The sequence below is a fragment of the Streptomyces sp. NPDC006208 genome, from assembly GCF_040613775.1.
Classification (GTDB): Bacteria; Actinomycetota; Actinomycetes; order Streptomycetales; family Streptomycetaceae; genus Streptomyces.
The window spans coordinates 81,363-104,877 of record NZ_JBEXSW010000025.1 but is presented as its reverse complement, the minus strand read 5'-3'; the positions used below and the strand labels follow the sequence as shown (position 1 = coordinate 104,877).

Genomic DNA, 23,515 nt, shown 5'->3' with positions numbered 1-23,515 from the left:
CGTGGAGCCGGTTCAGCGGCGCGTCAGCTTCTCGATCAGCATCGAGGGCAGAACCGCCACAAATGCCCCCTTGAACAGCAGCGGCGTCCCGAAGAGCGCCACCATGACGCCGAGCAGGGGACTGTCGGCCGTGAAGTCGACCCCGAGCGGCGCCCAGGCGCCGCCCGTGAACGCCTCGTACTTCGCCCAGAGCGCCGGCAGCGCTCCGAGAGCTCCGCCGCAGAAACCGGCGAAGACTGGCCAGTCGCTTCCTTTGCTCGTGCCTACCATCAAGTCCCCCCGGGACAGTGATGTGCGAAACAGCCGCTCGGTACGGCGTCAGGCGGACAGCAGCGCCTCGATCGCCGCCAGGACCTCCGGAGCCTCCGGCTCGGTGCGCGGGCGGATCCGGGCCACGACCTCGCCGTCCTTGCCGATCAGGAACTTCTCGAAGTTCCACTGGACGTCACCGGCCTCGCCGTCCGCGTCCGCGACCTTGGTCAGCTCCGCGTACAGCGGGTGGCGGTCCTCGCCGTTCACGTCCGTCTTCTCGAGCATCGGGAACGTCACGCCATAGGTCGCCGAGCAGAACGACTGGATCTCGTCCGCGGTGCCCGGCTCCTGGCCCGCGAACTGGTTGCACGGCACACCGAGCACGGTGAAGCCGCGCTCGCCGTACTCCTTCTGCAGGCGCTCGAGACCTGCGTACTGCGGCGTCAGCCCGCACTTCGAAGCCACATTGACCAGCAGGACGGCCTGTCCGCGGTAAGCACCCAGGGTGGTGTCCTCACCCGTCAGCGTGCGCAGCGGGATGTCGTACAGAGTCATCGCGTTCTCCTCGTCGAAAAGCGTTCGACGGCCATTGTGGACCGCTCGCAGAAGCCGGGACGACGCCGGAGCGCCCGCCGAGTGGGGCGACCGGGCCGAATTCGCCCCAACCTCCCGCGTCTGCGCGGAAGATCTGCACAACGAACGCGTGTCGACCTTCACCGACCTGCAACTCGCCGACGGCACGTCGGTCCGCTTCGACACGGCGCCGGGTGAGGCACCGCCCGCCGGGACCCCGGACCGGGCCCTGCCGGCCGGTGCCGAATACGGCGACGTGCCCGCCGGGGCCCCGGAAGGCGACCTGCCCGACGGCATGGGGCACAGCGTGACCGTCGCGCGCGGCGCGACTGCGGGACCGGGCAGGAGCAGGCGCTGACGGTGCCGTCCGCCCCCTGCTTCAACAGCCGGCTGGAGATCGAGCCGCACCGGTTCGAGCAGCGCACCGGCGGGGTCTGCCTCGACCTCGCGGGTGAGTCGTCGCAGGCGGACGAGGCAGGTCCCCGGACGCCTGATCACTCAGCCGATCGGACGGAACAGACCCTCCTGCACCACCGACACCAGCAGCCGGCCCTCACGGTCGTAGATACGGCCACGGGCCAGGCCCCGGCCACCCGTGGAGACCGGCGACTCCTGGTCGTACAGGAACCACTCGTCGGCGCGGAACGGGCGGTGGAACCACATGGCGTGGTCCAGCGACGCCATGTCGAAGCCCCGCGGCCCCCACAGCGGCTCCACCGGGATGCGCACCGCGTCCAGCAGCGTCATGTCGCTCGCGTAGGTCAGCGCGCAGGTGTGCACCAGCGGATCGTCGCCCAGCGGGCCGACCGCGCGCATCCACACCGCACTGCGCGGGTCCGCGTCCTTGATCTCCTCCTGCGTCCAGCGCAGCCGGTCCACGTACCGGATGTCGAACGGCTGCCGGCGGGCCATCCGCTCCAGCGCCTCGGGGAGTGCGCCCAGATGCTCCTTGATCTCCGCGGTCACCGACGGCAGCGTCTCGGGGTCCGGGAAGTCCAGGCGCGGCGGCAGCTGATGCTCGATGCTGCCCGGCTCCGGGCGGTGGAAGGACGCCGTCAGATTGAAGATCGTCTTGCCCTGCTGGATGGCGGTGGTCCGGCGGGTGGTGAACGAGCGGCCGTCCCGAACCCGTTCGACCTGGTAGACGATCGGCACGCCGGGGATGCCCGGCCGCAGGAAGTAGGCATGCAGCGAATGCACCGGGCGTTCGCCGTCGGTCGTGCGACCGGCGGCGACCAGCGCCTGGCCCGCCACCTGTCCGCCGAAGACACGCTGCAGCGACTCGTTGGGGCTGCGCCCGCGGAAGATGTTGACCTCGATCTGCTCCAGGTCGAGCAGATCGACGAGCCGCTCGGCGGGGTTGGTCATCGGCACGGTCCTCTCACAGCTGGCCGACGGACGTGACACGCACGACGGCGCGGCCTTCCTCGTCGGAGGCCGCGAGATCGACCTCCGCGCTGATTCCCCAGTCATGATCGCCGTTCGGGTCGGCGAAGGTCTGCCGCACCCGCCACAGTCCGTGCCGCGCATCCTCCTCGATGGACAGCAGCTTCGGGCCGCGGGCGTCCGGGCCGGTGCCCAGGTCGTCGTACTCGTCCCAGTACTTGTCCATCGCCTCGCCCCACGCCTGTTCGTCCCAGCCCGACTCGGCGTCCAGCTCGCCCAGTTCGGCGACGTGGTCGAGCGCGGCGAGCTCGACACGGCGGAACATGGCGTTGCGCACCAGCACCCGGAACGCCCGGGCGTTCGCCGTGACCGGCTTGACCTGGTCGGCCTTCTCCTGGGCCTCCTCGGCCGTCTCCACCTCGGGGTTCGCCAGCTGCTCCCACTCGTCGAGAAGGCTGGAGTCGACCTGGCGGACCATCTCGCCCAGCCAGGCGATCAGATCCTGAAGGTCCTCGGTCTTCAGATCGTCCGGGATGGTGTGGTCGAGCGCCTTGTACGCGCCGGCGAGATAGCGCAGCACGATGCCCTCGGTGCGGGCCAGTTCGTAGAAGGACGTGAACTCTGTGAAGGACAGAGCCCGTTCGTACATGTCACGGATGACGGACTTCGGCGAGACCGGGTGGTCGCCGACCCACGGGTGGGACTTCCGGTAGACGTTGTACGAGTGCCAGAGCAGCTCTTCCAGCGGCTTCGGGTACGAGATGTCCTGGAGCCGTTCCATCCGCTCCTCGTACTCGACGCCGTCGGCCTTCATCGCGCCGACCGCCTCGCCGCGGGCCTTGTTCTGCTGGGCGGCGAGGATCTGGCGCGGGTCGTCCAGGGTGGACTCCACGACCGACACCATGTCCAGGGCGTACGACGGCGATTCGGGATCCAGCAGATCGAAGGCGGCGAGGGCGAACGTGGAGAGCGCCTGGTTGAGCGCGAAGTCCTGCTGGAAGTCGACGGTGAGCCGGATGATCCGGCCCTGGGCGTCCGGCGTGTCGAGGCGCTCCACGACGCCGCCGTCGAGCAGGGAGCGGTAGATCGCGATGGCCCGGCGGATGTGCCGCAGCTGCTGCCTGCGCGGCTCGTGGTTGTCCTCCAGAAGCTCGCGCATGGCGTCGAACGCGTTGCCGGGACGGGCGATCACCGACAGCAGCATGGCGTGGGTGACCTTGAAACGGGAGGTCAGCGGCTCGGGGTCGGAGGCGATGAGCTTCTCGAAGGAGTTCTGGGACCAGGCGACGAAGCCTTCCGGGGCCTTCTTGCGGACCACCTTCCGCTTCTTCTTCGGATCGTCGCCCGCCTTGGCGAGGGCCTTCTCGTTCTCGATCACATGCTCCGGCGCCTGGGCCACGACAAAGCCGGCGGTGTCGAAGCCGGCCCGGCCGGCTCGGCCCGCGATCTGGTGGAACTCGCGGGAGCGGAGCGTGCGTACACGGCTGCCGTCGTACTTGGTGAGTGCGGTGAACAGCACCGTACGGATGGGTACGTTGACGCCGACGCCAAGGGTGTCCGTGCCGCAGATGACCTTCAGCAGACCGGCCTGGGCGAGCTTCTCGACGAGGCGGCGGTACTTGGGCAGCATGCCGGCGTGATGGACGCCGATGCCGTGGCGTACGTACCGGGAGAGGTTGCGCCCGAACTTGGTGGTGAAGCGGAAGTTGCCGATCAGCTCGGCGATCCGGTCCTTCTCCTCGCGCGTGCACATGTTGATGCTCATCAGCGACTGGGCGCGCTCGACCGCCTGGGCCTGAGTGAAGTGCACGATGTAGACGGGAGACTGCTTGGTCTCGAGCAGCTCGGTCAGCGTCTCGGTGATGGGCGTCGTGACGTACTCGTACGACAGCGGTACGGGACGGGTCGCGGAGCGCACGACGGCGGTGTCACGGCCGGTGCGGCGGGTCAGGTCCTTCTCGAACATCGAGACGTCGCCGAGTGTCGCCGACATCAGCACGAACTGTGCCTGGGGGAGCTCGAGAAGGGGGATCTGCCAGGCCCAGCCGCGGTCCGCCTCCGCGTAGAAGTGGAACTCGTCCATCACGACCTGGCCGATGTCGGCGTTCTTGCCGTCCCGGAGCGCGATGGAGGCCAGGACCTCGGCGGTGCAGCAGATGACGGGCGCGTCGGCGTTCACGGAGGCGTCACCGGTGAGCATGCCGACGTTCTCGGTGCCGAAGAGCTTGCAGAGGTCGAAGAACTTCTCCGAGACCAGGGCCTTGATCGGCGCGGTGTAGAACGTGACCTCGTCCCGGGCCAGGGCCGCGAAGTGCGCACCCGCCGCGACCAGGCTCTTTCCCGAACCGGTGGGGGTGGAAAGGATCACGTTGGCCCCGGAGACCACCTCGATCAGCGCCTCCTCCTGAGCCGGGTAGAGCGCGATACCCCGGTCCTCGGCCCATGAGGAGAAGGCTTCGAAGAGGGCATCGGGGTCGGCGTTCGGCGGGAGCTGATCGATAAGGGTCACGCCCCCATCTTGCCTGGCTTCCCCCCGGATGGGGGAACCGGCCGCCGACCCCGGACGCGGAACCGGCCGCAGACCGGAAGATCACGGGAGGTACCCTGCCCTGTCAACTGGGCATCACCACAACTGCAATGGGGCGGGGACACGCACATGATGGGACCGGCACACTCTCTGTCCGGGGCGGCCGCCTGGCTGGGGGTGGGCGCGGCGACCGCGGCCGCCGGCCGTCCGATGCCGTGGCCCGTCCTCGTCGTCGGCGCGCTGATCTGCGCCGGAGCGGCGCTGGCGCCGGACCTGGACCACAAGGCGGCGACGATATCGCGGGCGTTCGGGCCGGTGTCGCGAGGCCTGTGCGAAATCGTCGACAAGCTGTCGTACGCCGTCTACAAGGCCACGAAGAAGCCCGGCGACAAGCGCAGGACCGGCGGCCACCGCACGCTGACGCACACCTGGCTGTGGGCGGTCATGATCGGCGCCGGCACGTCGGCCCTCGCGATCTTCGGGGGCCGCTGGGCGGTCCTCGCGATCCTCTTCATCCACCTGGTTCTGGCGGTCGAGGGCCTGCTGTGGCGGGCCGCCCGCGTCTCCAGCGATGTCCTGGTGTGGCTGCTGGGCGCGACCAGCGCGTGGATCCTGGCGGGCGTCCTGGACAAGCCGGGCAACGGGGCGGACTGGCTCTTCACGGCCCCCGGCCAGGAGTACCTCTGGCTGGGCCTGCCGATCGTGCTCGGCGCCCTGGTCCACGACATCGGCGACGCGCTCACCATCTCGGGCTGCCCGATCCTGTGGCCCATACCGGTGGGCCGCAAGCGCTGGTACCCGGTCGGGCCGCCGAAGGCGATGCGGTTCCGGGCGGGGAGCTGGGTGGAGCTGAAGGTGCTGATGCCCGTGTTCATGCTGCTCGGGGGAGTGGGCGGGGCGGCGGCGCTGAACGTCATCTGACGTGGCTCGGCCGCGGCCCGAGCGGGCGCCGTTACGCGCGGCCGCCCCGGGCCTGCACGGTCACGGCAGCGACCAGCGGTGCACCCGCGAGCCGTGCCGGGTGAGCCACGTACCGTCCCCGAGCGGCTGCACATGGCCGTACTGGGGACACCGGGAGTACCGCAGGCGGCCCAGCGGACGCAGCGTCGCCGCGTCGCACAGCCAGTGCACACCCTTCCAGCGCTGCCCGTCTTCCCGACGGCGGTCGCTGGCCACGATCACATGCGCGGCGTCCAGGGGATGTACATCGGTGCGATCGGCGCTGTCCGGGGTGACGAGCAGTTCCTCGTGGTCGAACAGCGCGAGGCGCTCGGACGTCCGTGTGTCGTAGAGCGCGAGCTCGTTGACATCGTCGTCCGCCGCGAAGTTCTCGGCGCGCCGCACCGTGAGCAGCCGCGACGACCCCGGAACGAAACCCACTGCCTGGCCCATCGACATGCCCCCGAGGCGGTGCAGCCCGTCCCGGTGCGCCTCGAGCCAGTGCGTGGTCCAGCTGCGCCACAGTCCCCAGCAGGACACGGCGACAAGGTCCCCGTCCGGGTGCCACTCCAGCCTGGCGTCGACCGACTCGACGGCGACCTCCTGCCGGCCGAGCGCCTCGCCGGACGCCGCGTCCAGAAGCAGGAGGACATCGGTGGCCGGCTGCGAGCCCAAGGGCCGTCCGTCGTAAGCGAACGACACCGGCTCGGACGGCTCGGTGCCGAGCATCGACACCACCAGGGTGACAAGCGAACCGTCCGGGCTCACCGAGGGGGTTCCCCGAATCCGGAGCCCGTCGATCCCCCCGGGCAGGATGTCGTCCGGCAGCTCCCAGCAGGTGGTGCCGTCGGGCGTCGCGGTCCACATGCGTGTCACATCGGAGATCGCCCAGCCACCGTCCGGCGTCGGCGCCGCAGACATCCCGGACCCGGGCCGCAGCGTCAGCGACGAGAGAGGCTGCGAGCGCCTGGCGAGAAAACTCCCGCCCTTGAGGAAGCTCTCCCGCTCATGGACCTCGACCGACCCGGGCCGGTGGAGGAGGAGCCGTCCACCGGGCAGCGGCTCGACCCACCCCACTGAGGCCCGGGTACTGCCGACGTGAAGGGCACCGATCCACCGTCCTCCCGTATCCCCCAGATCTGCGGCCGCACCGTGAGTGCAGGCCGTCTCCGACTCGGGCGAGCTATCCATGCCAGGACCTCCACAGCGCCGCATACGCCCCGTCCGCGGCCACCAGCTCGTCGTGGCTGCCCAGTTCGCTGATCCGCCCGTTCTCGACGACCGCGATCACGTCGGCGTCGTGTGCGGTGTGCAGCCGGTGGGCGATCGCCACGACCGTACGGCCGTCGAGGACCCGGGCCAGCGAGCGCTCCAGGTGCCGGGCCGCGCGCGGGTCCAGCAGAGACGTCGCCTCGTCCAGGACCAGCGTGTGCGGGTCCGCGAGCACCAGGCGGGCCAGCGCGATCTGCTGGGCCTGGGCCGGGGTCAGCGCGAGGCCGCCCGAGCCGACCTCGGTGTCCAGGCCGTCGTCCAGACCCTGCGCCCACCCGTCCGCGTCGACCGCACCCAGGGCCGCCCACAGCTCCGCGTCCTCGGCCCCCGTCCGCGCGAGCAGCAGATTGTCGCGGAGAGAGCCGACGAACACGTGGTGCTCCTGGTTGACCAGAGCCACATGCTCACGCACCCGCTCGGCCGGCATCCGGGACAGTTCGGCCGCGCCGAGCGTGACCTGGCCCGCACGTGGCGCGTAGATGCCCGCGAGCAGCCGGCCCAGTGTGGACTTGCCCGCGCCCGACGGGCCGACCAGCGCCAGGCGCGTACCGGGCGCCACATCCATCGAGACACGGTGCAGCACATCGACACCGTCGCGGTACCCGAAGTGCACCTGGTCCGCGCGGACCGCGCGCCCCTCGGGCCGGACCTGGGCGTCGCCCGCGGCGGGCTCGATCTCCCGTACGCCCACGAGCCTGCCCAACGACACCTGAGCGACCTGGAGTTCGTCGTACCAGCGCAGGATGAGGTTCACCGGGTCCACCATCATCTGCGCGATCAGTGCCCCGGTGGTCAGCTGCCCGACGCCGATCCAGCCCTGCAGGACGAACACGCCGCCGATCATCAGGACCGATCCGAGCACGGTCGCATGCGTGACATTGATGACCGGGAAGAGTACGGAGCGCAGCCACAGCGTGTACCGCTCCCAGGCCGTCCACTCCTTGATCCTCTGGTCCGACAGCGTCACCCGGCGTGCTCCGAGCCGGTGCGACTCCACCGTCCGGCCGGCGTCGACGGTCTCGGCGAGCACGGCGGCCACCGCCGCGTACCCGGCCGCCTCCGAGCGGTAGGCAGCCGGCGCCCGTCTGAAGTACCAGCGGCAGCCGACCACCAGCACCGGCACCGCCACCAGCACCGCCGGCGCGAGGGGCGGCGCGGTCACGGCGAGCCCGCCGAGCAGCAGAACGATCCAGAAGACACCGATCGTCAGCTGCGGCACGGCCTCACGCATCGCGTTCGCCAGCCGGTCGATGTCCGTGGTGATCCTGGAGAGCAGGTCGCCCGTACCGGCCCGCTCCAGCACGCCCGGCGGCAGTCCGACGGACCGCACGAGGAAGTCCTCGCGCAGATCCGCGAGCATCCGCTCACCGAGCATCGCGCCGCGCAGCCGCACCAGACGTACGAACACCGCCTGGACGACCAGAGCGAGCGCGAACAGCGCGGCCGTGCGCTCCAGATGCAGCTCGCGCGCCCCGTCCGCCGCCCGCTCCACGAGCGAACCGAGCAGCCACGGCCCCGCCATCGAGGCCGTGACCGCGACCGTGTTGACGGCGACGAGCAGGGCGAAGGCGCGGCGGTGCCGCCTGACCAGCTCGGCCGCATACGCCCGCACGGTCGCCGGCGTGCCCACCGGCAGAGTGTTCGCCGTCAGGGGAGCCGCCGGATCGTACTTCGGTCGGGCCACGCCGATCATGCCGTCTCCTCGATGTCGATGGGTCCGACTGCCTCGAGCCCGTCGATGGTGGCCTCGCTCAACTCCTGTGCCAGGGCAAGCTGTTCCGCTTCGGTGTCGCGGGTCACGACGGCGCGGTAGCGCGGTTCCTTGTGCAGCAGTTCACGGTGCAGGCCCACCGCCGCCACCTCGCCCTCGTGGACCAGGACGACCCGGTCGGCCCGGTCGAGCAGCAGCGGCGAGGAGGTGAAGAGCACGGTCGTACGTCCACTGCGCAGCGCCCGCACCCCCTCGGCGATCCGCGCCTCGGTGTGCGAGTCCACGGCCGAGGTCGGCTCGTCGAGCACCAGCACCTCGGGGTCGGTCACCAGCGAACGCGCCAGGGCCAGCCGCTGCCGCTGCCCGCCGGACAGCGAGCGGCCGCGCTCGGTGATGGGCGCGCCCGACGGCTCCCCGTCCAGCGACGCCTGCGCCAGGGCCTCGAGCACATCCCCGCACTCGGCCGCGGCCAGCGCCGCGGCAGACGACACGGCACCGGATGCAGGCACATCGAGCAGCTCGGTCAGGGTGCCCGACAGCAGCACCGGGTCCTTGTCCTGCACGAGTACCGCGGCGCGGGCGCCGTCCAGCGGCAGGTCGTCCAGCGCCACACCCCCGAGCAGCACGGACGGCAGCCCGTCCGGCTCGGCGACATGTCCGCCGAGCCGTTCAGCGAGCCGGCCCGCCGCGTCCGGATCCCCGCACACGACGGCGGTCAGCTCACCGGCCGGGGCGAGCAACCCGCAGGCGGGGTCGTACAGATCGCCGGCAGGCGAAGTGCCGGTCGCCTCCGCACTGCCGGCCGAGACCCGCTCCAGCGACAGCACCCGGGCCGCGCGCCGGGCCGAGGGCCTGGAGAAGGAGTACGCCATGGCCATCTCCTGGAAGTGCTGGAGCGGGTAGCTCAGCAGCATCACCGCGCTGTACACGGTGACCAGTTCACCGATCTCGATCCGGCCGTCGCCGACCAGCCCGATGCCGTACCAGACCACGGTGATCAGCAGCACGCCCGGAAGCAGCACCTGGAGTGCCGTGATCAGCGACCACATGCGGGCGCTGCGGACGGCGGCCCTGCGCACCTCCTGCGACGCACGGCGGTAGCGTTCCAGGAAGAGCTCCTCACCGCCGATGCCCCGCAGCACCCGCAGACCCGCGACGGTGTCGGAGGCCAGCTCGGTGGCCCTGCCGGCCTTCTCGCGCTGGGTGTCCGCGAGCCGGGTGGCCCGGGGCAGCAGCGGCAGCACACCGAGCGCGAGCACGGGCACGCCGATCGCGACCAGCACACCGAGGGCCGGCTGGTACACCAGGAGCGCCGCACAGACGACCACGACGGTGACGGCGGCGGCCAGGAACCGGGAGACAGCCTCCACGAACCAGCCGATCTTCTCGACGTCCCCGGTGGAGACCGCGACCACTTCACCGGCGGCAACCCGCCGGGTGAGCGCAGAGCCCAGCTCGGCGGCCCTGCGGGCCAGCAACTGCTGGGTACGGGCGGCGGCGGTGATCCAGTTGGTGACGGCCGTACGGTGGAGCATGGTGTCGCCGGACGCGATCCCGACCGCGGCGAGCGCGATCAGTCCGCCGGCGAGGGCGAGTGACGTCCCGGAGCGCTCCACGACGGCCTGTACGGCAAGACCCACGCCGTACGGCAGCGACATCACGGACACGAAGTGCAGCAGCCCCCAGCACAGCGACTTGACCTGACCGCCGAGCTGGTTGCGCCCGAGCCAGAAGAGGAACCGGGGGCCAGACCGTACATCCGGTACACCTGGATCGGGATACGGAAGATCGCGAATCTGCATGACGTCCCAGATCGTTCGGAAATGCCGTTCGGACGTGCAAGGTTCGCTCTCCGAGGTCGCCCGCAGCAAACGATTTTCGGGCGAGACGGCACAGAATGCGCCATGGTCCATCCACCGCGTTGGACGCATCCGGACGGAACGTTTCCGCGCGACCGGTGCACGGCGCCGCCCACGTCAGCGACGGGTCGCGCGCTCCAGTTCCAGCAGCGCCGAGTAGTAGCGGCGACCCGTCGCCCGCTCCATGCCGATCTCGCACATCCGGTTGGCGCACAGATGGACGTCGTAGTGCCGGGCGGTGACCTCGGCGGCCTCACGGGCCGTGGCCGCCTCCGTCAGCTCCTTGTGGAGCATGCCGCGGTCGCCCGCGAAGGCACAGCAGGCGGCGTCATCGGGAACCACGACCTTCTCCGCGCACGCCTGAGCAAGCGCGCGCAGCTGCGCCTCGTCACCCAGATGCCGCATCGAGCACGTGGGATGCACCACCGCGGAGCCGGCTTTGCGCAGCACCGTGAGGCGGGGAAGCAACTCCTCCGCAGCCCAGACGAGGGAGTCGAGGACCGTCAGCGCGCCGTGCAATGCGCGGTTGTCGTCAGTGAGATAGGGAACCACCTCATGGGCGATGCCGAGCGTGCAGGAGGAGGCGTCGACGACGAGGGGCAGGGTGCCGCCGACGGTCCACGCCCAGGCGGCCTCCACGATGCGGTTGGCCATCAGCCGGGCGCCCGCCTCGTACCCCTTGGAGTGCCAGATCGTCGCGCAGCATGTGCCTGCCACATCGCCCGGAACCCAGACCGGCCGGCCGGCACGGGCCGACAGCGCGACCACCGCGCGGGGCAGCGAGGCGGCCAGTCCGGTCCGTGGACCGTCGTCGGGGCCGCCGAAGATGCGGTTCACACAGGCCGGGTAGTACACGGCGGCCGCGCCGACGCGCTGCGTACGGGGCAGCCTGCGGGGAGCCGCCCCAGGGATCTGCGGCAGCCACTCGGGAACGAGATCGGGCCGTACCGCCTTTCGGGCGAGCCCTGTCGCCGAGGTGAGCAGCCGCCCGCCGACCCGGTCCGCCGCGGCGACCGCGAGCCGGGCCGAGGCTTCGACGGCACGGAAATTCCGCGCCGTCAGTTCGGCGATGCGCTCCTCGCGCGCCGAGTGGCGCCGGTGCCGGAAGTCCTTCATCAGCGCGCCGGTGTCGATACCGACGGGGCACGCCAGCTTGCACGTCGAGTCACCCGCACAGGTGTCGACGGCGTCGTAGCCATAGGCGTCGAGCAGGCCGCGCTCGACCGCTGAACCGTCCGGCTGCCGCATCATCTCCCGGCGCAGGACGATCCGCTGACGTGGCGTCGTGGTCAGATCACGGCTGGGGCAGGTGGGTTCGCAGAAGCCGCACTCGATGCACGGATCGGCGATCGCCTCAACGGCCGGAATGGTCTTCAGCCCGCGCAGATGCGCCGCGGGATCACGATCGAGGACGATCCGGGGGGCCAGCACCCCGTCGGGGTCGATGACCTGCTTCGTGCGCCACATCAGCTCGGTGGCCTTCGGTCCCCACTCCAGTTCGAGGAAGGGGGCGATATTGCGTCCGGTGGCGTGCTCGGCCTTCAGAGAGCCGTCGAAACGCTCCACCGTCAGCCGGCAGAACTCGTCCATGAACGCGGCATAGCGGCCGACGTCCTCCGGGAGGGCGGCGTCGAAGGCGAGCAGGAAGTGGAGATTGCCGTGCGCGGCATGGCCGGCGACCGCCGCGTCGAAACCGTGCCGGGTCTGCAGCTCCAGCAGCGCCTCGCAGGCCTCGGCCAGCCGCGCGGGCGGCACCGCGAAGTCCTCCGTGATCAGCGTCGTGCCCGGCGGTCGCGCCCCGCCCACCGCCGTGACGAACGCCTTGCGCGCCCTCCAGTAGCCGGCGATCGTGCGTGGGTCACGGGTGAACGCGTTGGTGACGGAGGGCACGGGGGCCACCAGCTCGAGTCCGGCCAGCACACGGGCCGCGGCCAGCTCGTACACATCGAGGGCGCCGGTGCCGGGGGCCCGGAACTCCACCAGCAGCGCCGCCGTGCCGTCCGGCAGCCCGGCCCAGTCGGCGGGCACACCGGCGACGCTCACCGACGCGCGCAGGGTGTTGCGGTCCATGAGCTCCACCGCCAGCGCGCCCGCGTCGTTGAAGTGCGGGACGGCGGCCGCGGCCGCGGGCAGGGAGGGGAAGAAGAGCAAAGCGGAGGCGACCTCGCGATCGAGAGGGAGGGTGTCGAAGACGACCTCGGAGATGAATCCGAACGAGCCCTCGGAGCCGACCATCAGCCCGCGCAGGATCCCCACGGGTGTCGCGGCGTCCAGAAAGGCGTCGAGCCGGTAGCCGTTCGTGTTCTTGATCGCGTACTTGGCGCGGATACGGGCCGTCAGCTCACGGTCCGCCTCGATCTCCGCCTTGATGGCCGTCAGACCCGCGCACAGCTGCGGCTCGGCGAGCGCGAGCCGCGCGTCGGCGTCCGGCTCGCCGGTGTCCACGACGGTGCCGGACGGCAGGACGAACGTCAGCGAGGAGACGGTCCGGTACGAGTTGCGGGTCGTCCCGGCCGTCATGCCAGACGCGTTGTTCGCCACGACCCCGCCGATCGTGCAGGCCACCGCGCTCGCCGGGTCAGGGCCGAGCACCCGGCCGTGCCGGGCGAGGGCGGCATTGGCGCGCACGACCGTCGTCCCCGGCCGCACCCGGGCCCGCGCGCCGCCGTCCAGCACGTCGATGCCTGCCCAGTGACGGCGCACGTCGACCAGGATGTCCTCGCTCTGTGCCTGTCCGTTGAGCGAGGTGCCCGCGGCACGGAAGACGATCTTGCGGCCCTTGCCGTGCGCGTACGAGAGCAGCGCCGAGACGTCGTCGATGTCTTCGGGCACCACGACGACCTGGGGCACGAAGCGGTACGGGCTGGCGTCGGAGGCGTAACGGACCAGATCCGAGACCTTCCACAGCACCTTGTCCGGGCCGAGCAGGGCGATGAGCTCACCGCGCAAGGGCTCCGGCGTGCCGGAAGCCAGCCGGTCCGCCACCCGGTCGGGGGACGGCCTCCGCTCCGTCCCGGGGCGGAGTGCTTCCGGCTTCGGCTCCAGCAGCGGCATGTCACGGTCCCATCGGCGGCGTCAGCAGCGCGGCCCCGGCCCGTCGACCAGGGTGGACAGCAGCCCGCCGAACACCTCGCGCTGATCGGCGGTCAATGGAGCAAGGATGTCCTCCGCGGCGGCGCGGCGCGCGTAGCGCAGCGCCCGGAGTGTGGTGCGGCCGGTGTCGGTGATCTCGATGCGGATCACACGGCGGTTGGTCGGGTCGGGGACCCGGCGCACGCAGCCGCCGGCCTCCAGACCGTCGACCAGGCTGGTCACCGCTCGGGGGACCACCTCGAGACGGTCGGCGAGATCGGCCATGCGCGGCGGGCTCTCGAAGTGGGCGACCGTGCGCAGCAGGCGCGACTGAGCGGGCGTGATGGCGATGTCCGCGGACTCCAGCTGGCGCTTCTGGCTGCGGTGGAGCCGGCGGGTCAGCCGCAGCAGCTGTTCGGCGAGCAGGCCGTCGGCGTCGGGTGTGCTCATACGGGAACAATATCAGGAGTCCGCTCATTGTGAAGGAAGGTAACAGTGAGCTAAGCTCGCAAAGGTTTGTGCTGTGCTCTCATGAGCCGCTGCCCGCGACGCCGATTCCGAAGGAGCCCGTTTGCGCCCCCACGACCCCGACTGGACACCGCCGCCCAGGAAACCCGACCAGCCCCCGGCGCAGGTGCGGCGCATTCTCCGGCTGTTCCGCCCCTACCGAGGCCGCCTCGCCGTCGTCGGACTGCTCGTCGGCGCCGCGTCACTCGTCTCGGTCGCCTCGCCGTTCCTGCTGCGTGAGATCCTCGACACCGCGATCCCGCAAGGGCGTACGGGGCTGCTGGGCCTGCTCGCCCTCGGCATGATCGTGACGGCCGTGATGACCAGCGTCTTCGGCGTGCTCCAGACCCTGATCTCCACCACCGTCGGCCAGCGTGTGATGCACGACCTGCGCACCGCCGTCTACGCCCAGCTGCAGCGCATGCCGCTCGCCTTCTTCACCAGGACCCGCACCGGAGAGGTCCAGTCGCGCATCGCCAACGACATCGGCGGCATGCAGGCGACCGTGACCTCCACCGCCACCTCCCTGGTCTCCAACCTCACCGCCGTGGTCGCCACGGTCGTCGCCATGCTCGCGCTGGACTGGCGGCTCACCACCGTCTCGCTGCTGCTCCTGCCGCTGTTCGTGTGGATCAGCCGTATCGTCGGCCGGGAGCGAAAGAAGATCACCACGCAGCGGCAGAAGCAGATGGCCGCGATGGCTGCCACCGTCACCGAGTCCCTCTCGGTCAGCGGCATCCTGCTCGGCCGGACGATGGGCCGCGCCGACTCGCTGACCCGGTCGTTCGCCGACGAGTCCGAGCGCCTGGTCGACCTCGAGGTGCGCTCGAGCATGGCCGGTCGCTGGCGCATGGCCACCATCGGAATCGTCATGTCTGCCATGCCGGCCGTCATCTACTGGGCCGCGGGACTCGCGCTCCGGACCGGCGGCCCCACCATCTCCATCGGCACGCTCGTCGCCTTCGTCTCCCTCCAGCAGGGTCTGTTCCGGCCCGCCGTGAGCCTGCTCTCCACCGGAGTGCAGATGCAGACCTCGCTCGCGCTCTTCCAGCGGATCTTCGAGTATCTCGATCTGCCGGTGGACATCACCGAGCCCGACAGGCCCGTCGCCCTCGACAAGATCCGCGGCGAAGTGCACTTCGAGGACGTCGACTTCGCCTACGACCCCCTGCAACTGCGCCCGACACTCGACTCCATCGACGTCACCGTGCCCGCGGGCGGCAGCCTAGCCGTCGTCGGGCCCACCGGCTCCGGCAAGTCCACCCTGAGCTATCTGGTGCCGCGGCTGTACGACGTCACCGGCGGCCGGGTCACCATCGACGGCGTCGACGTGCGCGATCTCGACTTCGACACTCTCGCGCGGGCCGTGGGGGTCGTCTCCCAGGAGACCTATCTCTTCCATGCCTCCGTCGCCGATAACCTGCGCTTCGCAAAGCCGGACGCCACCGACGAGGAGATCCACGCCGCGGCCCGCGCCGCGCAGATCCACGACCACATCGCGGGCCTGCCCGACGGATACGACACCCTGGTCGGCGAGCGCGGCTACCGTTTCTCCGGCGGCGAGAAGCAGCGGCTGGCCATCGCCCGCACCATCCTGCGTGATCCGCCCGTCCTCATCCTCGACGAGGCGACCAGCGCCCTGGACACCCGCACCGAGCACGCGGTGCAGCAGGCCATCGAAGCGCTCTCCCAGGGGCGGACGACCATCACCATCGCCCACCGGCTCTCCACGGTCAGGGACGCGGACCAGATCGTGGTGCTCGATGCGGGCCGGATAGCCGAGCGCGGCAGCCATCAGGAACTGCTGGACCGGGACGGCCGATATGCCGCACTCGTGCGCAGGGACGCCCAGTTGGCCCCCGCCACCCCCTGACACACCCGGGCACCGTGCGGCATGATCGCGGCCCATGAGAGCACTGATCGGAGTCGACCTGCCGGGCTACCGGCTCGTCGACCATGACGTCTGGGCGAGCGACGAAGGCGATGTGCTGTCGCTGCACTTCTTCGACCTGCCTCCGGACCTGCCCGCCTCGCTGGACGACGGACCCGCACTGCGCGCCGCACTGACCCGCTACACCGCCGAGGCGGGCGGCGGCCTGATCGAGGCAACCGTCAAGTCGCTCGGCCCGCTGCCCGCGCTGCGCCAGATACTCAAGCTGCCGCTGCCCGGACAGCCCTCCGGTCAGGCATTCATAGGGAGCTTCACCGTGCCCCGTGCCCAGTGCAGCACGGTGGTGAAGATCCAGGCCCCCGAGCGCGGGACGACCGGGATGCGCGAGGCGATGGTCATGGCCCAGGTCGGACACGACAACTACTTCCGCCCCCACCCGTACGCACCCGAGGTGCAGGGCGGACTGCCGTTCCATGCCGCCGACCACGCCCAGTGGGATGCCCAGTTCCCCGACCATCCGCTCAGCCGGGTCCGGCGGACGCTAGCCGCGCTCGCCGAAGCAGTACAGGTGGCTCCCGAGTTCGCCGCGCTGCCACCGTTCTCGCGCTGACCGCCTCCCACACCGAAGGCGCCGCTGCTGCCACGGGGCGGGGAGCGGCGGCGCTTTCCGGAATCAGAGCGTCCGCCGGGTTAGCGTGCTCGTATGACGAACGAGCCCTCGCTGGACCGGCTCGGGCGCCGACGGCGCAGATTCCGCCTGACCCGCCGCGGCCGGGTGGTACTGATCGTGAGCGCGGCCCTGGTGACGGCGGCCGCGGTGCTGGTGCCGCTGCTGATCATGGACTTCAGGGAGACCAAGGACACCGAGCCGCTTCCGAAGTCGCTGGTCGTCCCCGAGGGATGGCGCGCCACGCAGGTGTACGACGCCGTCGACAAAGCCCTGGAGGTGCCGCCCGGAACCACGGGCAGGACCGCCGCCCGGATGAAGCTGAAGCTGCCGGCCGAGGCCAAGGAGAACCCCGAGGGGTACCTGTTCCCGGCCACGTACCCGATCGACGCGCGGACGACCCCGAAGAGCATGCTCAGCTTCATGGTCAACACCGCCCACGCCCGCTTCGGGACCGAGCGCATCCTCAAGCCCGCCCGCCGCACCGGACTGAGCGTGTATCAGGCGGTGAGCATCGCCAGCATCGTCCAGGCGGAGGCCGACACGCCCACCGACATGGGCAAGGTGGCCCGGGTCATCCACAACCGGCTCGCCCGCGCGATGCCGCTGCAGATGGACTCGACCCTCAACTACGCGCTGCGGCGCAGCACCGTGGACACCACGGCCAAGGACACCCGGCTGGTCAGCCCGTACAACACCTACGCGCAGAAAGGGCTGCCGCCCACCCCCATCGGCAATCCGGGCGAGATCGCGCTGCGCGCGGCGATCGCGCCGCCTGCCGGTGACTGGCTGTACTTCGTCACCGTGGGGCCGGGCGACACCCGCTTCACCAGCAGCTACGAGGAACACCAGCGAAACGTCGAGGAGTTCAACGCCAACCGGGAACGGGCCGGCACTCCTGGGTGAGTGCGCCGCGGCCCTCAGACGACCGCCGGCTCGCGGCCGCGCTCCAGCAGGTGCCTGATGTCGCGGACCGCGGCCCGCCCGGCCCGGTTGGCGCCGATCGTCGATGCCGACGGCCCGTACCCGACGAGGTGGACGCGGGCGTCCCGTACCGAGCGGGTGCCCTCCACCCGGATACCTCCACCGGGTTCGCGCAGCCGCAGCGGCGCCAGATGGTCGATCGCGGCCCTGAAGCCGGTCGCCCAGAGGATCACATCGGCCTCGACGGTTCGTCCGTCGTCCCAGGCCACGCCTGTCCGGGTGATCCGGTCGAACATCGGCAGCCGGTCCAGCACACCGTTCGCCCGGGCTCGCCGGACCGCATCGGTCATCGGCAGCCCGGTGACCGAGACAACGCTCTGCGGCGGCAGGCCGCGGCGTACGCGCTCCTCCACCATGGCGACCGCCGCCCGGCCTGCGTTCTCGTCGAAGGGCCCCTCGCGGAAGACCGGGGGCCGTCGCGTCACCCACGTCGTACCGGCCGCGACCTCGGCGATCTCCATCAGATGCTGCGTCCCCGAGGCCCCGCCGCCGACGACGATCACGCGCTGTCCGGCGAACTCCTCGGGCCCCGGGTAGTGCGCGGTGTGCAGCTGCCGTCCCCGGAAGGTCTCCTGCCCCCGATAGCGCGGCCAGAAGGGCCGGTCCCAGGTCCCGGTCGCATTGATCAGGGCCCGCGCGGACCAGGCGCCCTCGGAGGTCTCGACCAGCAGCCGGCCCCCCACGCCCTCTCGTACGGCCGTCACATCGACCGGCCGTCGCACGCGCAGATCGAAGCGCTCCTCGTACGCGGCGAAGTACTCGCCGATCACCTCGGAGGACGGGCGTGTGTCGTCGGCCCCGTTCAGCTCCATGCCCGGAAGGGCGTACATCCCGTGCACCTTGCCGTACGTCAGCGAGGGCCAGCGGAACTGCCAGGCGCCGCCGGGCCGCGGGGCGTGGTCCAGCACCACGAAGTCGCGGCCGGACGCCAGGCCCGCCCGCCGCAGGTGGTAGGCGCTGGACAGCCCCGCTTGTCCGGCGCCGATGACGACCACGTCCGTCTCGCGGACCCCGAAGTTGTTCACGGTTCTACCAACAGGGCGGGTTCCCGGGATCTTCCCGCGCCGGCGGATGCGCACGATCGCGCGGCGGGAGCGAGAGGATGGCCCCATGCCTGGACCCTTCATCACCACGACGATCAGCCTCACCACCGGTTCGGACGAGACGGTGACCGATCTGACCCCCGCCTGCGAGCGGTTCCTCAGGAAGAACGCGGAGGGACGGGACGGCCTGCTCAATGTGTTCGTGCCGCATGCCACGGCGGGGGTGGCCGTCATCGAGACCGGCGCCGGCAGCGACGACGACCTGCTGGCCGCCCTGCACGCGCTGCTCCCCGCCGACGACCGCTGGCAGCACCGCCACGGCAGCCCCGGCCACGGCCGCGACCACGTCCTGCCAGCCCTGGTACCGCCGCACGCCACACTCCCGGTGCTCGGGGGGCGCCTGGAACTCGGCACGTGGCAGTCCGTCTGCCTGGTCGACACCAATAGAGACAATCCCAACCGTCAGGTGCGCCTGAGCTTCCTGGGTTGATCGAGCCGATCAAGATCGTCCTGACTGTGGCCGTCAAATCTCCTTACGCTCCGGCGAAACGGGAGAAAGATGCGCGGTACCACCATGGGCGAGACCGAGCAGCCGTACGACGGCTGCGGAAAGTGCCTGCTCGGAGTACGCCGGCTGTCCCGCATGAAGGCGGCCACGTCGTCGCCGGAGCGCCAGAGGGACGATGTTCTCTCAGCCGCCGCATCCATCGGGGGTCACATCATCGGCTGGGCCGATGACTGGGAGGTCTCGGGCGCAACGGAACCCGTGACGGCCCAAGTTGGGCCCGTGGCTCCGCGACGAGCGGGGCAGGTACGACGGGCCCGTCGCCGCGGCCGTCGACCGGCTCGGCCGCAAGGTGGTCGACTGCCTCAACACCGGCTGCACGATGCGCGACGAGGGCAAGCTCCTCGTCACCTACGGGCACGAAGGCGTCTGGCACCTCGATGCCCCGAACGACGAGAACCGCTTCATGATCGAGGCATGGGGCGCGCAGATGGAACTGCGCGCCATCCAGCGGCGCAACCGCGACGCCACGAAGAAGATACGCGCGTCGCGGGCCGCCCCAAGGGGAAACCGCCGTACGCAGCGTCTCCGAGGCCACCCGGCTGATGCGCCGGCTTTACCCCTCAAGTCCCGGCCCGGCCGTGTCCCATGCGATGCGCGCCTTGATCGGCGCGCGGGAATGGCTGACGGTGTTCATCCTGCCCGTGTACGCATCGGAGCTCAACGCAGTCGAGTCCCTGTGGGCCCACGTCAAGCGCAGCCTCGCGAACCTCGCCGGCGTCGCACTGGACAGACTCGTCACGCTCGTCCGCAACCGGCTCAAACGGCTTCAGTACCGCCCCGACATCCTTGACGGGTTCCTCACCGGAACCGGACTCTCCCTTGGCCTTCCGCCACCGGCACGCTGAGAGCCGAAGGCAGTGCGGGACGGGCTCAGATTCCGTGTGTCGACAGGCAGAAGGGATGACCCGCCGGGTCCAGGAGCACCCGCCACACGTCGGGCCGCGGCTGGAAGGAAGGCAGGACGGCGCCCAGGGCGAGCATCCGCTCCTGCGCGGCGTCCAGGTCGTCGACGCCCAGTTCGAGATGGGCCTGCTTGCTGTGGGCGGGGTCAGGCCAGGCCGGAGGCTGGAAGCCGGTCTGGCGGACGAAGCCGAGCCCCGAGGCTCCCTCCCGCCCCAGCAGGACGAAGTCGTCGCTGTCGTACAGCACGGGCAGGTCCAGGGCATCGCCGTAGAAGCGGGCCAGCTCAGCCGGGTCAGGACAGTCGAAGTCGAAGGAAAGCAGACGGATCTCTGGGTTGCTCATGGGACCGGACCGTAGGCCATGACCCTGACAGGACGCGTCCTGGTCATACGGAACACTGGGGGATTGTGATCAGGACCTCCTCCCGTCTGCTGCGCTTGGTGTCGCTGCTGTCCGTGCGCCCCGAATGGACCTGCCGTGAACTGGCCGAACGCATGGCGGTCACCGACCGCACAGTCCGCCGGGACATCGCCCGGCTGCGGGACCTGGGCTACGGAGTCGAATCCGCGCCCGGCCCCTGGGGCGGCTACCGGCTCAGCCCCGGTGCCCGGATGCCGCCGCTGGTACTGGACGACGAGGAGGCCCTGGCCGTCGCCGTCGCCCTGCGCGAGGCCGCGCTCAGCGGAGTCCTCGGCACCGGGCAAGCCGCCCTCTCCGCGCTGCTCAAGCTCCGCCAGAGCCTGCCCACACACCTCGCAGACCAGCTGAACACACTGGACGGCACACTCGAACACACCCCCCGCTCCGGCGAACCGCACATTGACACACCTCTGCTGCTGGAACTGGCGCGAGCCTGCCACAGCACACTGCGCACCACCCTCTCCTACCGGGACCACACCGGCCGGGCCTCCGTGCGAGCCGTAGACCCATACCGCCTGGTCCACACCGGCCTTCGCTGGTACCTGGTCGCCCGGGACGTCACCAAACAGGAATGGCGCACCTTCCGCGCCGACCGGGTGGTGAGCGTACGCCCCACCACCGAACCAGCCGACCTGACCGATCCGCCCGATGCCGCAGCACTGGTCTCCCGAGGGATCGCAAGCGTCGTCTACCCCGTATACACGACGATCCGCCTTCCGCTCCCCCTCGACCGCGCCCTGCAAAAAATTCCACCCACCATCGGCACACACAACCCTGACGGCCCCGAAGCCACCGTGGTCGAGATCGGCGGCAACAGCACCGACCGCCTCGCCGCCTACCTCATCAGCCTGGCCACACCGCTCACAGTGCTGTCCCCGGACGAGGTACGCCAGGCACTCATCCGCCACGCCCACGCTCTCCTGACAGCCAACCGCTGACAGCGACGAACACCAAGGCGAAGAGACGGAGTCACTTCACCGCTCCTCACCTTGAAACGCTGTAGTCGGTCTGTGCCTCTGGCCCGTAGGGGCTCCAACCAATCAGGTAGGGCTTCAGTTCCTCGGCCTCGGGCGTACGCACGTGAGGCATGCTCGGCAGCGTTTTCAATGGATCGGCAACTTCGGCGTAGTTCTGCGCCCATGCCAGCCATTCACGTGGTCGGACAGCACTTCCCTTGAGCGTTCGTTCATGCACATACCGTATGCCGCGGGAACGAAGCCGGCCGTGAGTGCGGGAGCTGGCGCATCCTCTCCGTGCCCAACGGCCAATCACGTATGCGGCCGTTGTCAGTGCCCGCCTTTAGGGTCTCAAGCGCGCGGTCGGCTTCCGAGGGTTCCAGCTCTGAAGGGAATGGTTGCATCCCCGGCCTGTCTGGGGGCGGCCCGGAGAATCGTCCGGGACCTAACCGACGGTCGGGCTTCGTCGATGGCCAGCAGACGACCTGCCAGAGCCGACCGCGCACCATCCCCTCTCGTGGGCATCACCTGATCCGTAGCTCTGGCCGACTCGGTCAGCGTCGGTCATACCGGCCTCCTCACAGCCCCCGCGGGACGCTACCGGACGGTGACAGGTGCTGGGTTGCGGTACTGCGCTGCTATACGCCGCCAGAGGCCGGCCGGTCCGGACTCGGATCGCCGCCCAGCACTCTGGCTATCATCCGCTCATGGACAAGCCTGGCCAGGTGCTCGATCTCCATCGTTTCACTGTCAAGGCGAAGCGGTGGCTCGTCGGTGCGGCGATCGGAATATGGCTGCTACTCCTGTTCGTGGTGATCCCCGAGACCTGGAAGCTCCTTGACGGCGCCGAAATGCTCGGTGCGGCAGCCACCAGCGGGACGCCTTCCGCAGCGGCCGGAGATGCGGCGTACACGAAGCTCTATACGGCGGCCTATCTCGGTTCAATCTCACCGGCGATCGTCGCCGTGGTGATTTACCTGCTGTGGCGCACGCGTCATGCGATGGAGGAGCGCTTCCCCACGCTCCTGCTCCTTTCGCTCGTGGGCTTGGCGACCTGCCAGGCGGCGTTCGTGACGGCGGCGTGGGGCGACCAATACACCGGGGCGGCGGTCGGCGAGGAACTGGAAAGCGCCGGTATCAGTCTGTGGGGGCGCGCCGCCATGGAGCGCGGGTGGTACGTGGGATATGCGGCGTTGGTCGCAGGCGCGGCGGTGCTGTCGTTCTCCTTCTCCCGGCAACCCCGGCACCAGATGTGGTGGGTCCTGGGCCTGATGCCGTTGGCCGTAGGCGTTCCGTGGATGTTTCTTGCAGGCCCGTACCTCTGAGCGGCCGCAAGGCCACCCGGAACCTCGTGCACTGCGGCTGGCCGGTGGAGCTGTTCGTGCAAACCGAGGCTGTCTGGCGCAGCTTCGCCGACCAGGAGACCGCGAAGCGGAATTCGCCGTTGCTCGCGATATGTACCGACGGCATGCTCCTGGTGGACGCGGATGGGCTTGGCGCATCGCTCCAGGCCGAGGCGCGAGTGCGTTGCGCCGCAGGGCCGCCGCGACTACCAGCGGTACGTCCTGACCGACCTGCTCGACGACCTGCGTGGTTGCGCGGACCCTGCCGAGCGGGCGCACTTGATTTCGCTCATACTGCAGCGTGCCTCGGAGCTGCTCCTGCTGATCGGCGGGCACTGGCTCGGCGGAGGCAAGTGGTTGTCGCGGCGGCTGGCTGCGGCCGCCCCCGGGCTGCACCGCACGTTGACCGAGGCCGCCGAGCAGGCGATCGTCGCGGAGACCAATGTCTTCGCGACGGTCGTGGCAGAGGTGCTGGACCAGGCCGGCGCTCCGCTGTGGGACGGGTATGCCGTGCGATGAGTCGGTGGCGCGGGTGCGCACCACCACAGGGGATGACCCCAGCGTCGTCCGAGGTCGGCGGCGTCGCACGACCGTTACGGAGCCGTCGGCGCCGCGTCCGCCGGACCTGGTCGACGACAACTT

Annotated in this window: 20 protein-coding genes and 1 pseudogene; 10 read left to right on the top strand and 11 right to left on the bottom strand. The window is 70.4% G+C overall.

Annotated features, from left to right (window positions below; translation table 11 throughout):
- Nucleotides 1-12: 12 nt before the first annotated feature.
- Nucleotides 13-270: a hypothetical protein gene (locus ABZ208_RS21610; RefSeq protein WP_356911080.1), complete on the bottom strand. Its 258-nt coding sequence runs from the start codon at nucleotides 268-270 to the stop codon at nucleotides 13-15.
- A 48-nt stretch (nucleotides 271-318) separates the two neighbouring features.
- Nucleotides 319-807, bottom strand: a complete 489-nt coding sequence (locus ABZ208_RS21605) for a glutathione peroxidase (protein WP_356911079.1) — start codon at nucleotides 805-807, stop codon at nucleotides 319-321.
- 148 nt (nucleotides 808-955) lie between these two features.
- Between ABZ208_RS21605 and ABZ208_RS21600 the strand changes: the two genes are divergently transcribed.
- Nucleotides 956-1,183: a hypothetical protein gene (locus tag ABZ208_RS21600; RefSeq protein WP_356911078.1), complete on the top strand. Its 228-nt coding sequence runs from the start codon at nucleotides 956-958 to the stop codon at nucleotides 1,181-1,183.
- Nucleotides 1,184-1,323: 140 nt separating this feature from the next.
- On the opposite strand, the gene ABZ208_RS21595 is transcribed toward ABZ208_RS21600, so the two are convergent.
- Both ABZ208_RS21595 and ABZ208_RS21590 read right to left on the bottom strand, forming a co-directional pair.
- The gene (locus ABZ208_RS21595) at nucleotides 1,324-2,193 is read right to left on the bottom strand and encodes an acyl-CoA thioesterase II (RefSeq protein ID WP_356911077.1); all 870 of its coding nucleotides are present in this window, start codon (nucleotides 2,191-2,193) and stop codon (nucleotides 1,324-1,326) included.
- 13 nt (nucleotides 2,194-2,206) lie between these two features.
- The gene (locus tag ABZ208_RS21590) at nucleotides 2,207-4,720 is read right to left on the bottom strand and encodes a DUF3516 domain-containing protein (RefSeq protein ID WP_356911076.1); all 2,514 of its coding nucleotides are present in this window, start codon (nucleotides 4,718-4,720) and stop codon (nucleotides 2,207-2,209) included.
- Between the two features lie 147 nt (nucleotides 4,721-4,867).
- On the opposite strand from ABZ208_RS21590, the gene ABZ208_RS21585 reads away from it, so the two are divergent.
- Nucleotides 4,868-5,659: a metal-dependent hydrolase gene (locus ABZ208_RS21585; RefSeq protein WP_356911075.1), complete on the top strand. Its 792-nt coding sequence runs from the start codon at nucleotides 4,868-4,870 to the stop codon at nucleotides 5,657-5,659.
- Nucleotides 5,660-5,719: 60 nt separating this feature from the next.
- On the opposite strand, the gene ABZ208_RS21580 is transcribed toward ABZ208_RS21585, so the two are convergent.
- From ABZ208_RS21580 to ABZ208_RS21560, 5 genes are all read right to left on the bottom strand, one after another.
- Nucleotides 5,720-6,754 carry a hypothetical protein gene (locus ABZ208_RS21580; RefSeq protein ID WP_356911074.1) on the bottom strand — a complete coding sequence of 345 codons (1,035 nt, stop codon included), beginning with the start codon at nucleotides 6,752-6,754 and terminating at the stop codon, nucleotides 5,720-5,722.
- A gap of 106 nt (nucleotides 6,755-6,860) precedes the next feature.
- Complete coding sequence (locus ABZ208_RS21575) at nucleotides 6,861-8,642, bottom strand: ABC transporter ATP-binding protein (RefSeq protein ID WP_356911073.1); 1,782 nt, start codon at nucleotides 8,640-8,642, stop codon at nucleotides 6,861-6,863.
- Entirely contained in the window at nucleotides 8,639-10,462 is a 1,824-nt protein-coding gene (locus ABZ208_RS21570) for an ABC transporter ATP-binding protein (RefSeq protein WP_356911072.1), read from the bottom strand. Before ABZ208_RS21570 ends, ABZ208_RS21575 begins: the two co-directional genes overlap by 4 nt.
- Nucleotides 10,463-10,636: 174 nt before the next feature.
- Nucleotides 10,637-13,573 (bottom strand): FAD-binding and (Fe-S)-binding domain-containing protein, encoded by a 2,937-nt coding sequence (locus ABZ208_RS21565; RefSeq protein ID WP_356911071.1) that lies wholly within the window; start codon nucleotides 13,571-13,573, stop codon nucleotides 10,637-10,639.
- Between the two features lie 21 nt (nucleotides 13,574-13,594).
- Entirely contained in the window at nucleotides 13,595-14,041 is a 447-nt protein-coding gene (locus tag ABZ208_RS21560; RefSeq protein ID WP_356911070.1) for a MarR family transcriptional regulator, read from the bottom strand.
- Between the two features lie 121 nt (nucleotides 14,042-14,162).
- Between ABZ208_RS21560 and ABZ208_RS21555 the strand changes: the two genes are divergently transcribed.
- From ABZ208_RS21555 to mltG, 3 genes are all read left to right on the top strand, one after another.
- Complete coding sequence (locus ABZ208_RS21555) at nucleotides 14,163-15,971, top strand: ABC transporter ATP-binding protein (RefSeq protein WP_356911069.1); 1,809 nt, start codon at nucleotides 14,163-14,165, stop codon at nucleotides 15,969-15,971.
- Between the two features lie 34 nt (nucleotides 15,972-16,005).
- A complete protein-coding gene (locus ABZ208_RS21550; protein ID WP_356911068.1) occupies nucleotides 16,006-16,599 on the top strand; it encodes a hypothetical protein in 594 nt (197 codons plus the stop codon).
- 93 nt (nucleotides 16,600-16,692) lie between these two features.
- A complete protein-coding gene (gene mltG / locus ABZ208_RS21545) occupies nucleotides 16,693-17,562 on the top strand; it encodes an endolytic transglycosylase MltG (protein ID WP_356911067.1) in 870 nt (289 codons plus the stop codon).
- 14 nt (nucleotides 17,563-17,576) lie between these two features.
- On the opposite strand, the gene ABZ208_RS21540 is transcribed toward mltG, so the two are convergent.
- Nucleotides 17,577-18,665, bottom strand: coding sequence for an FAD-dependent oxidoreductase (locus ABZ208_RS21540; RefSeq protein WP_356911066.1), 1,089 nt, complete (start codon nucleotides 18,663-18,665; stop codon nucleotides 17,577-17,579).
- A gap of 85 nt (nucleotides 18,666-18,750) precedes the next feature.
- Here ABZ208_RS21540 and ABZ208_RS21535 point away from each other — a divergent pair, with 85 nt between their 5' ends.
- Together ABZ208_RS21535 and ABZ208_RS21530 are read left to right on the top strand one after the other, a co-directional pair.
- On the top strand, nucleotides 18,751-19,173 hold the full coding sequence (locus ABZ208_RS21535; RefSeq protein ID WP_356911065.1) for a YjbQ family protein: 423 nt from the start codon (nucleotides 18,751-18,753) through the stop codon (nucleotides 19,171-19,173).
- Between the two features lie 656 nt (nucleotides 19,174-19,829).
- Nucleotides 19,830-20,096 (top strand): annotated as a pseudogene (locus ABZ208_RS21530) (IS630 family transposase); the annotation flags it as partial.
- A gap of 25 nt (nucleotides 20,097-20,121) precedes the next feature.
- On the opposite strand, the gene ABZ208_RS21525 reads toward ABZ208_RS21530, so the two are convergent.
- Nucleotides 20,122-20,496, bottom strand: a complete 375-nt coding sequence (locus ABZ208_RS21525; protein WP_356911064.1) for a VOC family protein — start codon at nucleotides 20,494-20,496, stop codon at nucleotides 20,122-20,124.
- A gap of 65 nt (nucleotides 20,497-20,561) precedes the next feature.
- On the opposite strand from ABZ208_RS21525, the gene ABZ208_RS21520 reads away from it, so the two are divergent.
- The 3 genes from ABZ208_RS21520 (at nucleotide 20,562) to ABZ208_RS21510 (ending at nucleotide 23,392) form a co-directional block, all read left to right on the top strand.
- The gene (locus tag ABZ208_RS21520; RefSeq protein WP_356911063.1) at nucleotides 20,562-21,512 is read left to right on the top strand and encodes a YafY family protein; all 951 of its coding nucleotides are present in this window, start codon (nucleotides 20,562-20,564) and stop codon (nucleotides 21,510-21,512) included.
- Nucleotides 21,513-22,237: 725 nt separating this feature from the next.
- Entirely contained in the window at nucleotides 22,238-22,855 is a 618-nt protein-coding gene (locus ABZ208_RS21515) for a hypothetical protein (protein ID WP_356911062.1), read from the top strand.
- 162 nt (nucleotides 22,856-23,017) lie between these two features.
- Nucleotides 23,018-23,392, top strand: a complete 375-nt coding sequence (locus tag ABZ208_RS21510) for a hypothetical protein (protein ID WP_356911061.1) — start codon at nucleotides 23,018-23,020, stop codon at nucleotides 23,390-23,392.
- Nucleotides 23,393-23,515: the final 123 nt, after the last annotated feature.

Coding starts and splice junctions, on each gene's coding strand:
- ABZ208_RS21610 (WP_356911080.1), bottom strand. CDS start 270: ATGGTAGGCACGAGCAAAGGAAGCGACTGGCCAGTCTTCGCCGGTTTC.
- ABZ208_RS21605 (WP_356911079.1), bottom strand. CDS start 807: ATGACTCTGTACGACATCCCGCTGCGCACGCTGACGGGTGAGGACACC.
- ABZ208_RS21595 (WP_356911077.1), bottom strand. CDS start 2,193: ATGACCAACCCCGCCGAGCGGCTCGTCGATCTGCTCGACCTGGAGCAG.
- ABZ208_RS21585 (WP_356911075.1), top strand. CDS start 4,868: ATGATGGGACCGGCACACTCTCTGTCCGGGGCGGCCGCCTGGCTGGGG.
- ABZ208_RS21575 (WP_356911073.1), bottom strand. CDS start 8,642: ATGATCGGCGTGGCCCGACCGAAGTACGATCCGGCGGCTCCCCTGACG.
- ABZ208_RS21570 (WP_356911072.1), bottom strand. CDS start 10,462: ATGCAGATTCGCGATCTTCCGTATCCCGATCCAGGTGTACCGGATGTA.
- ABZ208_RS21565 (WP_356911071.1), bottom strand. CDS start 13,573: ATGCCGCTGCTGGAGCCGAAGCCGGAAGCACTCCGCCCCGGGACGGAG.
- ABZ208_RS21560 (WP_356911070.1), bottom strand. CDS start 14,041: ATGAGCACACCCGACGCCGACGGCCTGCTCGCCGAACAGCTGCTGCGG.
- ABZ208_RS21550 (WP_356911068.1), top strand. CDS start 16,006: ATGAGAGCACTGATCGGAGTCGACCTGCCGGGCTACCGGCTCGTCGAC.
- mltG (WP_356911067.1), top strand. CDS start 16,693: ATGACGAACGAGCCCTCGCTGGACCGGCTCGGGCGCCGACGGCGCAGA.
- ABZ208_RS21535 (WP_356911065.1), top strand. CDS start 18,751: ATGCCTGGACCCTTCATCACCACGACGATCAGCCTCACCACCGGTTCG.
- ABZ208_RS21525 (WP_356911064.1), bottom strand. CDS start 20,496: ATGAGCAACCCAGAGATCCGTCTGCTTTCCTTCGACTTCGACTGTCCT.
- ABZ208_RS21515 (WP_356911062.1), top strand. CDS start 22,238: ATGGACAAGCCTGGCCAGGTGCTCGATCTCCATCGTTTCACTGTCAAG.
- ABZ208_RS21510 (WP_356911061.1), top strand. CDS start 23,018: ATGGGCTTGGCGCATCGCTCCAGGCCGAGGCGCGAGTGCGTTGCGCCG.